Raw genomic sequence first — 18,514 nt, 5'->3', positions numbered from 1 at the left:
CGAAGATGAATTTAATATCTTATGTAAAGAAGGAATTGATAACTATGACTGAAAAATTCGATTACGATGTTTTATACATCGGTGCAGGTCACGGTACTTTCGATGGTGCAATGCCATTAGCCGCTAAGGGCTACAAAGTTGCCGTTGTCGAAGCAGATAAAATCGGTGGTACTTGCCCTAACTGGGGTTGTAACGCCAAGATTGCTTTGGATTTACCAGCACAATTAATGGAAACTCAAAAACGTTTAAGAAATATTGTTAAAGGAAACCTAAGCATCGATTGGACCCAAAACATGCTAAACAAGCATAAGGTCATCGATAGCCTTCCAAACGCCATCCAAGGTGGTCTAGAATCATTTGGTATCGACGTTATTAAGGGCTACGGTAAGTTAACCGACGGCCACACTGTTGATGTTGACGGCAAGTCATACACCGCAGACAAGATTGTTGTCGCTACTGGTTTACGTCCACACAGACTAGATGTACCTGGTAAAGAAATGGCCCACGATTCAAAGGACTTCTTAAATATCAATGAACTACCAGTTCACATCGCCATCATCGGTGCCGGTTACATCGCCATGGAATTTGCATCAATCGCCAACGCTGCTGGATCACAAGTTACTGTCATCATGCATGGTGACCGCGCACTTCGTGACTTCAACGGTGAATACGTTGACGCTGTCGTAAATGACCTAAAGGAAAAAGGTGTTACCTTCGTTGAAAACGCCGAAGTAAACGAATTCCACGAAGAAAAGTGCAAGACTACCATTGAATTATCTAATAACCGTCAAGTCTTCACTGACTACATCTTAGATGCGACTGGTCGTATTCCAAACGTCGAAAACATTGGTTTAGACGAAGTCGGTGTTAAATACGACAAGAAGACCGGTATTGAAGTAAACGATCACTTGCAAACATCAGTTGATAGCATTTATGCTTCAGGTGACGTTGCTGCTACTGGTCAACCAAGATTGACTCCAACTGCAATCTTCGAATCACAATACCTAACTAGCCTATTCTCAGGCGAAACTAAGGATGCCATCAATTTCCCTGCCATCCCTTCAGTAGTGTTCACTTCACCTCGTATCGCCCAAGTCGGTGTATCAGTTGAAGAAGCTAAGAACAGTGACGACTACACTGTTGAAGAACACGATATGACTGCTGATTGGTACCGTTCAATCACTAACGAAGAAATTGCCAAACGTGCATACATCTTCGACAAGGAACACCACTTAGTTGGTGCCACTGAAGTATCAAACGAAGCGGATAGCGTAATTGATTCAATCCTACCTGCCGTCGCTCTAAAATTAGACAAAGCTCAAATTAACAAGATTGTTCACTTGTTCCCTACTATCGGTAGTGACGCTTGGCAACATCTATAAAATATTAAGTAAAACCACCCATTTGGGTGGTTTTTTTATTGTTTAAAATTCCATTAAAATCGAGTCAATATATTTGTTTGCAACACTACAATATTGTACATTAATTAATATAAGAAAATATAAAAATCGTAATAAATACGGAGGCTTTAACATGAAAAATCCTAACTTCGATTACGATGTTATCTACATCGGATCAGGACACGCCGCATTCGACGGTGCCAAGACACTTTGCAAACAAGGTTTTAAAATTGCATTTGTAGAAGCAATCGCCGTTGGTGGTACTTGCCCTAACTGGGGTTGTAACGCCAAAATCTCACTTGATGGACCAGTTACTCTAGCTAAGACCCAAAGACGTATGAAAGACATCGTTGAAGGTGACACTAAGCTAAACTGGAAAGAAAACATCAAACACAAACGTGAAGGAATTCTACCAATCAAGGTAGACCGTGAAGCAACTATGAAGAGCTTAGGAATGGATGTTATCCATGGTTTCGCTAAGTTCACTGATGCTCACACACTAGAAATCAATGGTGAACACGTAACTTCAGACAAGATTGTTATTGCCACTGGTTTAACACCACACAAAGTTGAAATTGAAGGTACTGAATTATCACATGATTCAAGAGACTTCATGGAATTAGAAGACATGCCAAAACGTATGGCAATTGTTGGTACTGGTTACATCGCCATGGAATTTGCTACTATGGCAAACGAAGCAGGTGCTGATGTTACCATGTTCATGCACGGGGACAAGGCATTACGTCCTTTCTATCAACCATACGTAAAAATCCTAATGGATGAAATGAAGCAATCAGGTATCAAGTTTGTTGAAAACTCTGGCTTACGTTCATTCAGCCAAGACGGTGACGAATACACTGTTACCTACGCTGACAACCAACAACTAACTGTTGATTACATCCTAGACGCTTCTGGTCGTGTTCCAATGGTTCACAACATGGGTCTAGAGGAAGTTGGTGTTAAATACGATGATAAGAAGGGTGTCTTAGTTAACGAATACCTACAAACATCAGTTGAAAACATCTACGCTTCAGGTGACGTTGCTGCTACCGGTCAACCAAACCTAACTCCAACAGCAACATTCGAATCACAATACCTAAAGCACTTATTTGCCGGTGAAACAGATCAACCAATCGACTTCCCAGCAATTCCATCAGTAGTATTTACTTCACCTCGTATCAGTCAAATGGGTGTTACCGTTGATGAAGCAAACGCTAGTGACGAATACACTGTTGAAGAACACGATGCTACTAACACATGGTTTAGACAAATCACTAAGGAACCAGTTGTTAAGAATGCCTACATTTTTGACAAGGAACACCGCTTAGTTGGTTTTACTGAAATCTCAGATCAAGCTGATAACGCAGTGGACATGATTGTTCCAGCCGTTAACATGAAGATGACCCCACTTGAAATTGAAAGAAATGTTCACCTATTCCCTTCAATCGGTCACGACACTTGGAAAAACATCTAAATCATTCTTAATCAAAAATTAAACCCCGGTCAGATTTCTTCGACCGGGGTTTTTGGTATAATTAAGACATTAAATAAAACAGGAGGCTTATCATGTACAATCGTCCAGAACAAAAACAAGAAGTTAAAGGCCTAATCCGTGGTCACCAACGCTTCTTCTTCATCCTATTTCTACCATTCTTGCTAACTTACATTGCTTACAATGTTTTAGCTAACCAAGTAAGCTTTAACTCAGCTCTTAATGTAGATGCCACAAATGTTACTACTAACATTACAAGTAATGACGCCGTTAACTATGTTGCAACATTTATTTTCTTAATCTTATCTTCAATCTTTTTACTTGGTGCTATCTACACCGCCTTCAACGTATTGAGAGGACAAGATGATTTCCAAAATCCAATTAGAAAATCACTAACATTTATCGACGACCAACGTCTTTTCTGGGGTACCACATGGACTTGGATTTTAAGATCAATCCTATTATCACTATGGTCACTACTATATATCCCTGGTTTTCTATTCATGCTTTTACTACCAAACGCATTAGGTTTATCCCTTTCTATCGCAGAATTCATTGCCGTAACCGTATGGGTAGTAATCAAGAGTTTCGCATACACCCAAGCACTTTGGGTATACAGAGATGCTAGATTAGCCAACCAACCGGTTAGCGCCTACACTGCCATTATGACCAGTCAAGACATGATGAAGGGCTACAAGGTCGATTATCTTGTATTACAACTATCATTCATCGGTTGGATGATTCTAGTTGCAATCACTTCCGGAATCGTCGGTATTTACGTATTCCCTTACTACTACATCACACAAGTAAAGTTCTATGAATTCGTAAAAGAACAATTCAAACAAAAACAAACCGTTTTAGATGTTGAATAACAAAAAATCCATAGGTTATCCTATGGATTTTTTGTTTGGGTTTATTTCTTAGGTAATCTAAATGATAGTAAGAAACCAACTAACGCAATCCCTAGCATTAACCAGAAACCAAATTGGTAACCGGTAATTTAAGCCCCAGCTGTGGAAGCATGGCTACTTGATAGGTTCACACCTAATGTCACAACGGTCATTGAGATGGCTGTTCCAAGTGATCCACCAACTTGTCTGATGTTTGAAGAAGCAGCGTTACCGTCTGTTTCGTATTGGGTTGGTAATGAGTTAATTCCATCCGTAAATGTGTTCATCATTACTAGCGCTACACCGACCATTCTAAGTGCATAGCTCACAATGATGATGGCTAAACTAGATGAAGCATTAAAAACAACCATTGGAATTGATCCGATTAAGATGAATGCAAAATCAATAATAGAAACTTTTCTAACTCCTAGTTTGTCGTACAATCCACCAGATATTGGGTTAAAGATTCCCATCAAGATGGTACCTGGCATCATGACTAAACCAGCAACCAGCGCTGATACCATACGTGAGTTTTGTAGGTACAATGGCATTACTAATTCGATGCCAACCATTGCGATGTTACTTAGAGTACTTAGCAATGTTGTTAGGTTAAAGTTGTGGTTTTTAAAAATAGACATGTTAATCATCGGTTCATCCAAATGATTTTGTCTGTATACGAATCCTGCAATCGCCGCAATCCCAATCAATCCAATGATTGAAATAGTAAGGTTTAAGTTACCAGTGTTACCAATTTCAGAGAATGCGTATAGCAAGCCACCAAACCCAACTACTGATAGTAATAGTGAAACAAAGTCTAACTTTGTCTTCTTGATTTCATTGATGTTTTCAGTGAAGAAGATACCGACTACTAGGATAATCACTGAGATGATACTTAGTAGGGCAAACAAAAAAGACTCAAGATAATATATTGAGTCTTTTTTATAAATATATCTAATATCTATTTTTCATCCATGAATCCACGAAGAAAATCAATTGCGGTTTCTCCACCATTACCTTCTGCTCTACAATTTCTATAAACTTGTCTACGAGTATATGATTTAAATCCTCCATAAATTGTAGACAAATCAGATTCACTTAATTCAATAATATTTCCCATGAGATTACCTCCAAACTATTATTTCTACTAATTTTTTAATTTTTAGTCTTAATTACTAAAAATACTTTGCAAACTTTAAAACTTGACTTACTTCCATAATTGTATCAACACCTTTTCTGGTGTATCTACCCCATTTATATGCTGTTTTGTTAAATCCACCTTTAACACTAATTAAATCATCCTCAGTTAATTCATCAAATTTTCTCATAATATTCACCTCCATAATTCTGATTACAAATATTTGCATCTATAATATATCCCACTTTTAGTTATAAGTAAATATATTTTTTAGGGTTGCCAAAAAAATGATATACATTATAATTATAGATAATATAGTTTATATAATGGTTGGTGAATTTTAATGATATCAAGATATTATGTTCCCCAGATGGATGAATCAGATTGTGGCGTAGCAGCATTGGCTACAGTTTTAAGAAAATATAACTCTTACTGTTCACTTTCTAGTTTAAGAGATTTATCTAAAACGGGAGTTAATGGAACAACAGCTTTAGGATTGATAAAAGCTGCAAAACATTTTAATTTAGAAACTAAAGCAATAAAAGCAGATTTATCACTATTTAAAGAAAAAAATCTTAATTACCCAATAATCGTACAAGTTTTAAAAGACAATAGGTTTTATCATTTTTATGTTGTTTTCGAAAAAAAAAATAATTATATAAAGATTGCAGATCCTGATCCTAATGTTGGAATAATAAAAATGAATATAAATACATTTGTTGATGAGTGGACAGGAATAGCATTATTATTCCATCCAAACGAGAAATATATCCCTATAAAGCACACTGGTAAAAGTATATGGAACTACTTTAAATATATCTTTAAGTATAAAAAACTTGTCTCTGAAATTATTTCATCCTCATTATGTATAACTTTAATTGGAATAATCGGATCATATTATATTGAAATACTTGTTGATAAACTCATACCTAACAAAAACTTCCAATTAATTAATATTTTTTCCTTATGTTTAATTTTTTCTTACGTAATACAACAAACTATGTCGTTTATACAAAACTATTTAGTAAGCATTCTTAACAGAAAATTGTCTATTGATATTATATTAAAATATATTAATCACATCTTTAATTTACCAATGTCATTCTTCTCTAGTAGAAAAACTGGAGAGATTGTTTCTAGGTTTAATGATGCAAATAAGATAATTGATGCCTTAGCTAATACAATTATTTCGTTTTTTTTAGACACTTTTATCATACTGATATTATCATTATTCCTAATAATACAAAGTTATACACTTTTTTTGGTTACATTATTACTTATCCCTGCATATTCCCTTATAATATATATTTTCTTCAAGCCATTCAAAAAATTAAACAATCAAGTGATGGAAAGCAATTCAAAATTAAGTTCATCTATTATTGATGACTTAAAAGGAATAGAGACCATTAAGTCTTTAAATTCTGAAAACGATTGCTATAAAAAAATAAAAGACGAATTTAACAATTATTTAGAGAAGACTCTTAAATATAGTAGGTTAATATTCATGCAAGAATCTTTAAAGACATCGATTAAATTAATAATGAACGTTGCTATTCTTTGGTTAGGCTCTGAACTAGTTATAAGAAATAAATTAAGTATAGGTCAGCTTATGGCATTCAGTGCTCTTATATCTTACTTTATATCCCCAATAGAGAACATAATTTCATTGCAAACAAAGATACAGTCTGCTCAAGTATCTAATAATCGTCTAAATGAAGTAATGACCGTTAAATCTGAATTCAAAGAAAAAAGAAAAATAGATAACTTTAAAGAACTAGATGGTAAAGTTACTTTTAATAATGTTTTCTATAGCTATGGTTATGACAAAAAGGTTTTAGCAGGAGTAAATTTAAGTATATATAAAAATCAAAAAATATCGATTGTCGGAATCAGTGGATCAGGTAAATCTACAATAGCACATCTTTTAAATGGTTTTTATAATGCAGAATATGGAAATATAGAAATAAATGGTCATAATATAAAAGAAATAAATAGAAAGACTTTAAGATCATATATCAATTATGTGCCTCAAACGCCCTACTTGTTAAACGGTACCTTTCTAGATAATATACTTTTAGGGTGTAGAGACGGATTAAATTATAATGATATAAAGGAAGCCTGTGATATATCTGAAATAAATGACCTAATAGAGTCTACACCTTTAGGGTTTAAAACAAACATCTCTGAAAATGGTGTTGTTTTGTCTGGTGGAGAAAAGCAAAGAATAACAATAGCTAGAGCATTATTAAGTCCTGCTAAAATAATTATTTTCGATGAATCTACTAGTTCGTTAGATATGATTACAGAAGATAGAATAATAAATAAGCTTCTATCTTTGAAAAATAAAACAATTATTTTTATAGCTCATAGAATAAATATCGCTAAAAAAACAGAAAACATAGTACTGTTAGATAATGGAAAGGTTTCAGATCAAGGAACTCATGAAGAATTATTAAAAAGAAGTAAACTCTACTATAATCTATGTAAAAAATAGAACGACGATAACTGGAACGTTATGTTAAATAATCGTTAAATATTATATGCAAACAAAAAAAGACCCAAGATACTATCTTGAGTCTTTTTTTCGGAGTGAGTAATTAATCAATAGTTTTATCTAATCACCATAACTGATACTGGTGAATATTTTGCCATGTAGGCAGCTTGGCTACCAAAGTGACGAGCTAAGCCCTTCTTTGATTCTGATCCAACAATCAATAAATCAGGGTTAACCTTAGGAAGCACATCCTTGATGATGGTTTCCCCAGCTTCACCGGTTGATGCGATTACATTAACATCGGCTACGCCGGCTTCTTCAGCGGTCTTCTTGTATTTTTCTAGATGTTTTTCTAAATCTTCGTACTTACCATGAACAAATTGTCCTGATAATGATTGGAAAACATTGATTTCTTCATCTTCTAGTACTGAAACGATGGTTAGCTTAGCGCCTTCTGATTTAGCACGTGAAATCGCGTACTTGAAAGCTAATAAAGCGTCATCTGAATCATCGACAGCAACCAAAATATTCTTGAAATTAATTTCGACGTCCATGTTTTGCATAATTTTCGCCTTCTATTCTTGAATTTTTTATTTTAGTTTTCTCTGTTTCTTAAGCGTTTGTTACCTAGGTATAGTTCAACCAATGTCCAGATTAACAATGCTAGAATTACAGCATTAATTGCATAAGCAATTACAGCAGCATGTGCATTTTGAGCAGCGGTTGGATTATCACTAATGAATCCAACAACAGCATCGGGCATGTTGTATCCGTTTAAGAAAATTAATACAAGAACTGAAATCCATCCAAGGATCTTTACCCAGAAAGTATTTTTAAATCGGCTACCCATTTCTTCTTTACTGTCAGTCATCATTAACAATGGAAGCATTGAAAATGGTAATGCGAAGGCTAGGAAAATTTGTGAGTTTTCAATCAAATCGTTGATTGCAGCATGTTGTTGAACGGTCGATTCACCTGCAGTTAAACCGACACAGATAAGTACTGGGATAACTGAGATTAGACGAGTAATTAAACGACGAGCCCATAGAGGAACCTTTAAGTTAACGAAACCTTCCATGATAACTTGTCCTGATAAAGTACCAGTAATAGTTGAGTTTTGACCTGAAGCAAGCAATGCAACGGCAAATAATGTTGATAAAATACCAGACTTAGCAACACCAATTAGAATTGGGTTTGATAGCATCTTAGTATTGTTTAAAGCATCGAATAGACCGAAGAATGATGAATCTTGAACGGCACCAGTCTTGAATACGGCCACACCCATGATTAATAGTAAAGCGTTAACGAAGAATGCGAATGTTAATTGGATGTTTGAGTCCCAAGTAGCAAAACGAACAGTTCTCGCTACGTCTTCTTCATCGTCGTGATCAATAGCTCTAGTTTGAGCAATAGCTGAATGTAGGTATAGGTTATGTGGCATAACAGTAGCACCAATAATACCTAAAGCACCCTTTAATGGAGTTAATCCATTAACAGGTCCATTTGGAGAAAATGTTCTTTCAACAGGAATTAAACCTTTGAAAGCACCTAACCAATCAGGTTTTGATAGTACAACTTCATAAATGAAGACTACTAAAATAACAAGAATTAAACAAACAACGATTGCTTCAATCTTTCTGAATCCCACTTTAGTTAATAATAGCAATAATAAAACATCAAATACGGTAAGGAATACCGCTAAGATTAGAGGAATGTGGAATAAAAGATATAAGGCAATGGCCCCACCGATAACTTCGGCGATATCAGTAGCCATGATTGCTAATTCTGTCATAATCCATAGAACAACACCAAGTGTCTTTGAGGTTCTTGAACGAATGGCTTGTGCCAAATCCATCTGACTCACGATTCCAAGTTTAGCCGCCATGTATTGAAGTAACATCGCAATCAAACTTGAAATTAAGATGACAGACATCAATAGGTAACCAAAATCTTGACCCCCTGTAATTGATGTAGCCCAGTTACCTGGATCCATGTAACCAACCGCAACTAATGCACCTGGTCCGGAGTAAGCGAATAAAGTCTTCCAGAATCCCCAGTCCTTCGGAACTTTAATTCCACCGTTAATTTCTTCTAGTGAAGGACCGTTGGCATATTCAACGAAGCCCTTTTTTTCATGTGAAACGTTTTCACTCAAAGTTCTTCACCCTTTCTATTTTTAAGAACAATACAATTGTACACTACATTTCCCCCTTTTTAAACATTTTTTTAGGTACTACTGAAAAATTACTCTATCAAGTATAGAAAATATATCTATTAAAGGCTTAATACTACGCAGATTTACCGAACATTAAAATAGATTTGACTTTCTTTCATTAATGTTTCATAATACTTGATAATTTTAATCAAAATTAAATTAACGTTGGGGTGGGAAAATGCAAACAATCGATTTACTTGTTCAAAATGGAAAAGTTTTAAATGTATTCACAAACAGATTCGAAATTAATGATATTTTCATTAATAATGGCAAAATTATTGCGGTCGGCAATCATCCAGAGTTAAAAGCTAAAGAAATTATCGACGCTAAGAATCAATTTGTTGTTCCTGGTTTTATTGATTCACACGTTCACATCGAAAGTTCACTAGTCACTCCATCTGAATTGGGTAAGGTTTTAGTGCCCATGGGTGTTACTTCTATCGTCGTCGATCCACACGAAATCGCAAACGTTTCAGGTTCCGACGGGATTAAATACATGATTGAAGATGCCAAACAAACTCCACTGGAAGTATTAGTGATGTTACCTTCATCCGTTCCCGCTACCAGTTTCGAACATAACGGTGCTACTTTGACCGCGAAAGACTTGCACCTACTATATAATGAAGAGTCCGTAATCGGTTTAGCCGAAGTAATGGACTACCCAGCCGTACATAATAAGGATAAAGACATGATGGCAAAACTAAATGATGCCTTAGACCACGGATACCAAATTGATGGTCACGGCGCCGGATTATCCTTGGAACAACTTAAGGAATATCGTGAAAATGGCATTACTACCGACCACGAATCGGTCAGCCTAGACCAAATGAACGACAGACTTGCTGCCGATATGAATGTCTTCTTAAGAGAAGGAACCGTTGAAAGAGATTTACAAAACACCATTCAAGCAGTTACAGAAGATAATTCAGACCGTTTTTCATTCTGTACCGATGATAAGTTCATCACTACCATCATTCGAGAAGGTAGCATTAACTTCAATATTAAGTTATCAATTCAATATGGTCTAAAACCAGAAACTGCATATAAGATTGCTAGCTACAACGCTGCCGTTGCCCACAAACTAGATAAGTTAGGTGCCATCAAGGAAGACTACCAAGCAGATTTAGTAATCGTTGATCACCTAGACCAAGTCGACGTTAAGACCATCATCAAAAATGGTAAGGTCATGACCGAAGATAGTTTTAATACCACCCCAATTAAATTCGGCGACAACTGCGTCCACCAAAACCTATCAGTTGATGATTTAAAACTACCTTTAAACTCAAATAAATGCCATGTAATGGGTGTAATTGCAAATCACATTGAAACTACCCACTCCATCCAAGAAGTTCCTATAGAAGATGGTTATTTCAAAACCGATTTAGAAAACGACATATTATTGATGGTCGACGCAGAACGTCACCACCAACTAGGTACTTATGGATTGGCACTAGTTCATGGTTTTAAAATTAAAAACGGTGCTATTGCCACTACTGTCGCCCATGATTCCCATAACATCGTTGCTGTCGGAACCACCAAGGAAGCAATCTACCGCGCAATCCAAGAAGTTACCGCTACTAAGGGTGGCATTGCCGTAGTTGACGAAGAAAAGACTTTAGCCACCATGCCACTACCAGTTGCTGGATTAATGTCTGATAAATCATGGCAAGCAGCCAGTCACGAACTAGAAGAAATCGAGTTAGCGTTTAAAGAAATTAGTGATGGTGTCGATTTCGACCCATTCATCACCCTATCATTCTTAACACTACCAGTAATTCCAACATTGAAACTAACCGACCAAGGGTTATACGATTTCGATCAACAAAAAATCATCAGTGTGGAAGCTGAATAATTGGATAGTTTGTCAAAAAATGGGTAAAATTTTCCTTTTTTTAGATAAGTTTATATAAAAGAAATATTAATCACGTGAACATGACATATAGTCTAAAAACTTAAAATCGCTCAATCCCAGTAGAGACATCGTGTCATCATATACTACCTATGCATTTCGGATAGACAAGACATTTATAAACTTCTGAATATAATGAAGTTATCTTGTCCCGAAAACGGAGGTAGATAAAGTGAAAATTCTATTTGTAATATCGATGATTTTTTATATTCTATATATATTACAAGTACTATTTCTATTGGTTAATCATTCAAAACATTATAAACACAAGAAAAGAAAAATTAATATTGTCTCACAATACTGTTTGTGGATTGTAATTCCAGCATTGAACGAAGAAAATGTCATCGGTGATACCATTGTTTCATTAAGAAACGAGATTAATAAGCTTGATTCAAATATTACCGGTCATATTTTAGTCGTCGATGATCAATCCAGTGACGATACTTTTGCGATTGCTCAATCGAAGAAAGAAATCGTGGTGCAAACTACTTCTGACATTGCCCATACGGGTAAAGGGTCAGTGTTAAATTTCGCAACATCTTATATTGATCAACACAAAAACGAGTATTCTGAGAATATTATCTTAATTATCGATGCGGATGGTCGAATGAGTTCTGAAGATATCGAAACCGCTATTTTTGACTTCCAAGAAAATCCTGGTATTGGTATGGTTCAATCAGCCGTGAAAATGATTAATATTAATAACGCTCTAGAAGTTGCTCAAGATGTCGAGTTTTGCGGAATGAACCGTAAAGCACAAATCACTCGTGATAATTTAGGTGATGGAATCGCATCTGGTAATGGACAATTTGTGAGTCTCGACATGGCAAAAAACGTTGGGTGGGATAACGCCCTACTAGAAGATATGGAATTTACCCTTCGAGGTTGGATCAAAGGATATACCAGTGTCTTTAATGACCATGTTATCGTCAGACAACAAGCAGTCAGTAGTATGTACAAGTACATAAGACAGAGAATTCGTTGGTGCACAGGGGGATTACAATGTTTTAAATACTTGGGAGCTGTTTATAAGAGTAAGTATATTAACGCTGGATTAAAAATCGACTTAACCGTCGATATGGTGATTCCATTTTTGTATATATTCGTTAATGTCGTTAACATCTATGTGTTTTATCGCCAAATATATATTCTTTTCACTTATCATTCAGTAGACTATACACTTATGTCTCTTCTATTCATCTGGATAATACTAACTTTTCTAGCTACTATTTCATATCAAAGATACATTAATTGGTATTTTAAGCATCGTGAAAATCCAAAAATGCATCTATCAATATGGAAGGCTTTTATCAACACTTTATACTATTTTGTGGTTAACGTTATCACCTTCTTCATTCCAATCGTGAGTCTTTATAAAATCATGGTCGGTGAACTCAAATGGGACAAGACAGAACATTGATCGGAGTGATGAGGATTATGGTAAAGAAAGTAATTAGCCTACTTGTCTTTGCTTGTTTGGGATTGTTCTTTTTTAACGTTTCAGCGCATGCCGATGACCTTACAAATCAAATCAATTCCTCATATCAAGTTTCAGACAGCCAAGGTGAAGATGTAACTAACCAAAGTAATTTGGATTACTACACACAATATAAGTTGAAATATCATTGGAATATGGGAGACAACGTCGATGTTAAGGAAAACGATAGTATTCAATTGAGCATCCCTCAAAACGTCAGAGTTGATGGGGCCAACAGTTTCCCAGCTTACAACACCGATAACGTCGCAGTAGGAACTGTTAACATCAACAACTCCACTGCAACTCTTACTTTCAACAGTAGCTTGCTAGATAAGAAGATTAACCGTCAAGGTGACATCAACCTAAATGTATCTGGTAAAAACATTGATCATAAAAGCAAAAACTGGTTTATTAACAAAACTGGCTGGTTTAAAAAAGATGATCATAAACAAATAACATGGAATGTCGCTTTCAACCCTAACCATAATGATCTTAGCAATGTTAAATTGACAGATTCACTAGGTAAAAACCAAAAATACGTTTCAGGTAGTGTCAAAGCAACTTCTGGTTACTGGGACGAAAACAACAACTTCATTGCTGATAACAAGACTGTTCCTGCTATCACTGTAAATCAAGTAAACAACAACCTAGAATTTAACTTTGCTGGTGCATTCAACAACGGTATCAACCTAACTTACGATACTGACGCTAACGGTAATCCTAATGGTGATGTTTACAAGAACACCGTTGCCATTTCAGGTCAAGGTACTGAAAACGTTGCTAACACTTCAGTATCAGCATCCGTTTCATTTGGTGGTAATGCTAACGTTAAATACGACCAAACAAAACCTACTAACCCAAATGACAATAATGGTAATCGACAACCAAACAACAACTGCCAACCTCAACCTATCAACCCATGCAGACCCCATAAAGTGGTATATCAATGGGGTTGGTGTCGTCCAGTTCGTCATTACAGCTGGGGCTGCGGTTTCTTTAACTGCATAGATAGATGGTTCACAGGTATCTATAACTGGTTTGTGCCAAGAACATGCTACATCTTTGGTTCCCGTGGATTCTTCTCCTATTGGTAAAAGATAAAACAAAAAAGCTTATCCCGCTAAGGATAAGCTTTTTTTAGTGCAATATAATAATAGTCTGAATAATAATTACCATCGAGAATGCTTTTATTATAAGGAATGAAAAGTATTACGATTTTGGGATAAATCTGCGTGACGGAGATGCATCACCGATTGCTTAAATTCTCGAAATAACTACCAATTGCTTTTTTCGACCATTACGTCTTAATAAAAGAATTGCTACTTAAATACATCTTTAAATGCAGCATCTAAATACTAGAGAAGGTTCAACAACTTTTAAAACAAAATTCATACGAAACTGTCATTATCAAAGCTTACGTGTACGTTATGAAACATAACTTAATAAATGATTGGGGGAATTGACTGATCTGTGTGTCTACCATCACACAGAACAATACATAATCATATGAATCAGAAATAATAAATAATAGCTAAACACTATGTGTCCTAATGGATTAACCTCAACCAATAAAAGGAGCAATGCTAATGGCTAAAAGCATCACAATGATCCTACCAAATCATTGCTGCTAGATATCCACCACAAAGTTATTGATGAGAAATAGTCTCTCAAGTTAGACTATTTATTCCGATTAAGAAGTAATCAACGAAAAGTGCATTATTTAGATTGCTTAAATTGTCTTAGGTTTGCGTATTTGACATACAAACCATAACAATATGCATTTACGATATAAACAATATAGATAACATATTGATTCATCATCCAACTACCATTCGTCCACCGAATTTTTTCGTCGCGCGTCTTAGAAAAAATAAGAATGGCAATCGAATCAAATTATTAAATATAGAGCTTATAAAGATGTAAACTCCACAAAAGTGATCATTTGCATGTATCACCTGAGGAACAATTTTGTATTGTAGCACTGCTTTTACATAATTTGTAGTTATAATTCAGTTAAGTTTTAATTAATGATTATAGGTCTCAAGCATTGTAATATCACCTTTTATCATTTTACTCTTAGTTTTATTTTTTCGTCTTGTACGGCATAATCACAAAAAACATAATGGATAAACTTAGTGTTAACTAATGGTAAGAAGATTGCATCGTGCATGACGCAATTTTTCCTTTTCAGTTATAAATATAAATAGTTTTTAATTATCAATTTTATCTTTTCTAAAATTACTCACATTTTAAGCACAAAAAAAGAGCGAAATTTTTTCGCTCTTTTTATAGAAAGTGGACATGATAAGCTGAAACAAATTGAGTGTAAGCTAAAATCAATGCCAAAATTCCAGTCACAATCTTGATGAATTTAACTGGTAGCACACGTACAATCTTTGGTCCGATGTATCCACCAATGAAAAAGCCAATTCCTAGTGGTAGAACTAGGATCCACACAACGTGTGAGAAAAGTGAATAGTAGACGGTTGCCACGATGTTTGCAGCTCCCATCGCTACATTTCTAATTGCGTTACTTACAGTGTATTCATTATATGTAGTTCTAGTTAGTAGGACTAATAATAAAATTCCTGATGCAGCGCCAAAATATCCGCTGTATGCACCAATTAAATATGTAAGGACAATGATGGCGATATTCTTTAGCCAAGTCCATGTCGTATCTTTTTTGGCTGCAGGATTAAAGTTCAATGCACCCTCAGTATTTTCGTTAATTTCTTTCTTGTCTGGAAGTAAAATCATTAAACCACCAAAGGCAATAAAGAATGGAACGATATGGGTAAAACTAGACGATGGTAGTGCAGTTAGTAAAATGGCCCCTGTAATTCCACCAAAGAAAATGATAACCATAATCTTGAATAGTTCCTTCCAGTGACCTCTAAGTTCACGGGTGGAAGAAATACATGATCCAACAGCATTAAACATTAGTGATGCCTTGTTAACCACGTTGGCAGAAACGGCTGGTAGTCCAGCAAAGTATAGCAATGCGGGATATGATACTAGCGATGATAAACCGGTAACTGTTCCCAAGATTCCTGCCACGATTCCCACAGGAATAAACAATAAAATAATCCAAATACTTACACCTAAAATAGTAATGACTTCTCATCTCTTTTTCTACTAAAATAAAATCATAATTTCATATTAACATTTTTCGAATAAAAGAAAAGGATAAAAAAAGCACCTACCGTTATAAATAACAATAGGTGCCAAAATTTCATCTTTAGAAGAAGTAGAATAAGTGAATACCGTAAGCTGACACGAATTGAGTGTAAGCTAGGTATAGCGCTAAAATACCAGTAACAATCTTGATTAACTTAACTGGTAATACACGAACCATCTTAGGTCCAACGTAACCACCAATTAGGAAACCAATACCTAGAGGAATAGCTAGTGCCCAGTAAATGTGGGTGCTACCGTGTTGACCATACTTGAATGAGTATAGGATAGTACCGATAACGTTAGCTGAACCCATGGCAACGTTTCTGATAGCGTTGTAAACAGGGAATGGATCTTTACTTGTTCTTGATAGAACAGCTAATAGGATAACACCTGCAGCAGCACCGAAGTAACTACCGTAGATACCAATAACGAAGAATAAAACGATCATTCCGAAGTCAACAAGCATCTTCTTTGAGCCAATGTTGTCTTCTTCAACTACCTTAGCAGTAGGTGCCTTAGTAGTGTCCTTGCTTGGTAATAAGATACCAATACCAGCAGCTGCAATAAATACAGGTACTGCGTATTCAAAGTCCTTTGATGGTAAGAATGTTAGTAAAATAACACCAACGATACCACCAAAGAAAATGATAGTCATAACTTTAAATAGTTCCTTCCAGTGTCCATCTAATTCGCGCTTGGATGAAACAGCTGAACTTACTACGTTAAATAGTAAGGCGGAAGTGTTAGTAATATTTGCTGAAATTGGGTTTAAAGCGCCCCAATATAATAGCGCTGGGTATGAGGCAAGTGAAGCTAATCCAGTTACAGTACTTAAGATACCGGCAACGATACCAACTGGAATGAATAATAGCAATGTCCATACACTAAAACCAAAAATAGTGATAATGAAAAACTCCTTTTATTTATCAATTTAAAATCCAATATATAAATTTATACATCTTATTTAGATTAAATACAACCCCTCAAAAACGCCAAAACGCTGACAATGGCCAGCATGTCAGCGTTTTCATAACTTAAAATTTTTTCAAAATATTACGTGTTATTGATTGATTTTCAATTGAGAAGTACTTTCAGTCAACTTAATGGTTCCAGTCTTTAGTTTTCCGTCACGGTAGTACTTAATGCTTACTGTTGATCCAAGTTTTTGACTGTATAGAATATTCTTCACTTCGTCTTGGCTAGAAATCTTCTTCCCAGCAAGTTCGACGATTACATCGTATTTCTTCAATCCAGCGTTTTCAGCAGGACTGTTCTTAGTAACTGTGTAAACCACAACCCCATTTTCAACGGATGATGGTAGTTTTAGGATTGATTTTTGTTGGCTAACGGCAATGTTAGTTAGGTCAACGTATTGAATTCCAAGGGCTGGACGTTCAATCTTTCCGCTCTTAACTAGTTGGTTGATAATCTTAACCACTTCGTTACTTGGGATTGCGAAACCAATTCCTTCAACACTAGTACCTTCACTATCAGAAGCTAACTTCATTGAGTTAATTCCGATTACTTGTCCGGCTAGGTTAATCAATGGACCACCTGAGTTACCAGGGTTGATTGCAGTATCGGTTTGGATAACTGTGGCGGTGTTACCTGTAGCTTGACCGTTTGAACCAGTCAATGGCACTTCACGTTTCTTGGCGGAAATGATGCCTTGAGTTAGTGAAGAGGCGTAGGCAGAACCTAGTGGTGATCCAATTGCTAGAGAGGTTTCACCAACCTTGATGTTGTCAGAGTTACCAAACGAAGCAACTGATTTGATCATGCTTCCGTTAATTTTCAATACGGCTAAGTCGGTAACGCTATCGGTACCAACAACCTTGGCTTCTAGTTGTTTACCATTGCTTAATAGCACTTGAATTGCTGAAGCTCCGGACACAACGTGGTTGTTAGTTACGATGTAAGCAGCGTTTCCGCTCTTCTTGTAAATCACACCAGAACCTTCACTGTTAGCTTCTAGTTTGCTAGAACTCTTACCTAGCATTGAGTCAAATGAGTCCGAACTAGTTGATTTTAGGTTGATTACTGAAACAACTGAGTTCTTAACAGCTTGGTATGCCTTTTCTGATTGTGATTGCACATTAACTTTTAAATTAGATGTTGAGGCTGTCCCACCCGCATTAGAACCAGCTGGAACGGCAACATCGACACCTGTGCTTTGCAACAAGCTCGCACCACCGTAGGCGATTCCGCCACCCAATATTCCAGCCACTAAGGCAATTAATCCTGTTTTTAAGACAAATCGGTCACTTTTTTTCATAAGGTTTTCCCCCTATCAATTTTATTAATCTTATTATATTAAATAATCTT

The 18,514-nt window shown here is 35.8% G+C and carries 15 protein-coding genes; 7 read left to right on the top strand and 8 right to left on the bottom strand.

All coding sequences use genetic code 11. The features are described 5' to 3' along the window. Window positions 1-44 precede the first annotated feature (44 nt). From RZ55_RS00280 to RZ55_RS00270, 3 genes are all read left to right on the top strand, one after another. Complete coding sequence (locus tag RZ55_RS00280) at window positions 45-1,382, top strand: dihydrolipoyl dehydrogenase family protein (RefSeq protein ID WP_057175426.1); 1,338 nt, start codon at window positions 45-47, stop codon at window positions 1,380-1,382. A 151-nt stretch (window positions 1,383-1,533) separates the two neighbouring features. After that, window positions 1,534-2,874, top strand: coding sequence for a dihydrolipoyl dehydrogenase family protein (locus RZ55_RS00275; protein WP_057175425.1), 1,341 nt, complete (start codon window positions 1,534-1,536; stop codon window positions 2,872-2,874). A 92-nt stretch (window positions 2,875-2,966) separates the two neighbouring features. Further along, window positions 2,967-3,764, top strand: coding sequence for a DUF975 family protein (locus RZ55_RS00270; protein ID WP_057175424.1), 798 nt, complete (start codon window positions 2,967-2,969; stop codon window positions 3,762-3,764). A 128-nt stretch (window positions 3,765-3,892) separates the two neighbouring features. Here RZ55_RS00270 and RZ55_RS00265 read toward each other — a convergent pair whose 3' ends face one another. Genes RZ55_RS00265 through RZ55_RS07245 form a run of 3 tightly spaced genes read right to left on the bottom strand, consistent with a single transcriptional unit; the run spans window position 3,893 to window position 5,107 of the window. Then, window positions 3,893-4,690: an MFS transporter gene (locus RZ55_RS00265; RefSeq protein WP_057175423.1), complete on the bottom strand. Its 798-nt coding sequence runs from the start codon at window positions 4,688-4,690 to the stop codon at window positions 3,893-3,895. 50 nt (window positions 4,691-4,740) lie between these two features. Continuing rightward, the gene (locus RZ55_RS07250) at window positions 4,741-4,899 is read right to left on the bottom strand and encodes a hypothetical protein (RefSeq protein WP_171823241.1); all 159 of its coding nucleotides are present in this window, start codon (window positions 4,897-4,899) and stop codon (window positions 4,741-4,743) included. Window positions 4,900-4,954: 55 nt separating this feature from the next. Then, window positions 4,955-5,107, bottom strand: a complete 153-nt coding sequence (locus RZ55_RS07245; RefSeq protein ID WP_171823240.1) for a hypothetical protein — start codon at window positions 5,105-5,107, stop codon at window positions 4,955-4,957. A 153-nt stretch (window positions 5,108-5,260) separates the two neighbouring features. Between RZ55_RS07245 and RZ55_RS00260 the strand changes: the two genes are divergently transcribed. After that, on the top strand, window positions 5,261-7,411 hold the full coding sequence (locus RZ55_RS00260; protein ID WP_057175422.1) for a peptide cleavage/export ABC transporter: 2,151 nt from the start codon (window positions 5,261-5,263) through the stop codon (window positions 7,409-7,411). Between the two features lie 116 nt (window positions 7,412-7,527). Here RZ55_RS00260 and RZ55_RS00255 read toward each other — a convergent pair whose 3' ends face one another. Continuing rightward, entirely contained in the window at window positions 7,528-7,974 is a 447-nt protein-coding gene (locus RZ55_RS00255) for a universal stress protein (RefSeq protein ID WP_054482623.1), read from the bottom strand. Between the two features lie 32 nt (window positions 7,975-8,006). After that, window positions 8,007-9,566, bottom strand: a complete 1,560-nt coding sequence (locus RZ55_RS00250; RefSeq protein ID WP_057175421.1) for an Nramp family divalent metal transporter — start codon at window positions 9,564-9,566, stop codon at window positions 8,007-8,009. A 238-nt stretch (window positions 9,567-9,804) separates the two neighbouring features. Here RZ55_RS00250 and ade point away from each other — a divergent pair, with 238 nt between their 5' ends. The 3 genes from ade to RZ55_RS00235 all read left to right on the top strand — a co-directional run bounded on the left by ade (window position 9,805) and on the right by RZ55_RS00235 (window position 14,106). Continuing rightward, window positions 9,805-11,478, top strand: a complete 1,674-nt coding sequence (gene ade, locus RZ55_RS00245) for an adenine deaminase (RefSeq protein WP_057175420.1) — start codon at window positions 9,805-9,807, stop codon at window positions 11,476-11,478. Between the two features lie 361 nt (window positions 11,479-11,839). Continuing rightward, entirely contained in the window at window positions 11,840-12,955 is a 1,116-nt protein-coding gene (locus RZ55_RS00240) for a glycosyltransferase family 2 protein (RefSeq protein WP_171823239.1), read from the top strand. 17 nt (window positions 12,956-12,972) lie between these two features. After that, on the top strand, window positions 12,973-14,106 hold the full coding sequence (locus RZ55_RS00235; protein WP_057175418.1) for a collagen binding domain-containing protein: 1,134 nt from the start codon (window positions 12,973-12,975) through the stop codon (window positions 14,104-14,106). Window positions 14,107-15,298: 1,192 nt separating this feature from the next. Here RZ55_RS00235 and RZ55_RS00230 read toward each other — a convergent pair. The 3 genes from RZ55_RS00230 to RZ55_RS00220 all read right to left on the bottom strand — a co-directional run bounded on the left by RZ55_RS00230 (window position 15,299) and on the right by RZ55_RS00220 (window position 18,464). Further along, window positions 15,299-16,078 (bottom strand): sulfite exporter TauE/SafE family protein, encoded by a 780-nt coding sequence (locus tag RZ55_RS00230; protein WP_241772077.1) that lies wholly within the window; start codon window positions 16,076-16,078, stop codon window positions 15,299-15,301. Between the two features lie 172 nt (window positions 16,079-16,250). Continuing rightward, window positions 16,251-17,063 carry a sulfite exporter TauE/SafE family protein gene (locus RZ55_RS00225; RefSeq protein ID WP_034533833.1) on the bottom strand — a complete coding sequence of 271 codons (813 nt, stop codon included), beginning with the start codon at window positions 17,061-17,063 and terminating at the stop codon, window positions 16,251-16,253. Window positions 17,064-17,249: 186 nt separating this feature from the next. Continuing rightward, window positions 17,250-18,464 carry a S1C family serine protease gene (locus tag RZ55_RS00220; protein ID WP_057175416.1) on the bottom strand — a complete coding sequence of 405 codons (1,215 nt, stop codon included), beginning with the start codon at window positions 18,462-18,464 and terminating at the stop codon, window positions 17,250-17,252. Window positions 18,465-18,514 lie beyond the last annotated feature (50 nt).

The sequence above is a fragment of the Apilactobacillus kunkeei genome (assembly GCF_001421115.1).
In the GTDB taxonomy this organism is placed as follows: Bacteria; Bacillota; Bacilli; order Lactobacillales; family Lactobacillaceae; genus Apilactobacillus; species Apilactobacillus kunkeei_F.
The sequence above is the reverse complement of the archived record's forward strand: the minus strand, read 5'-3'. Positions and strand labels throughout refer to the sequence as shown.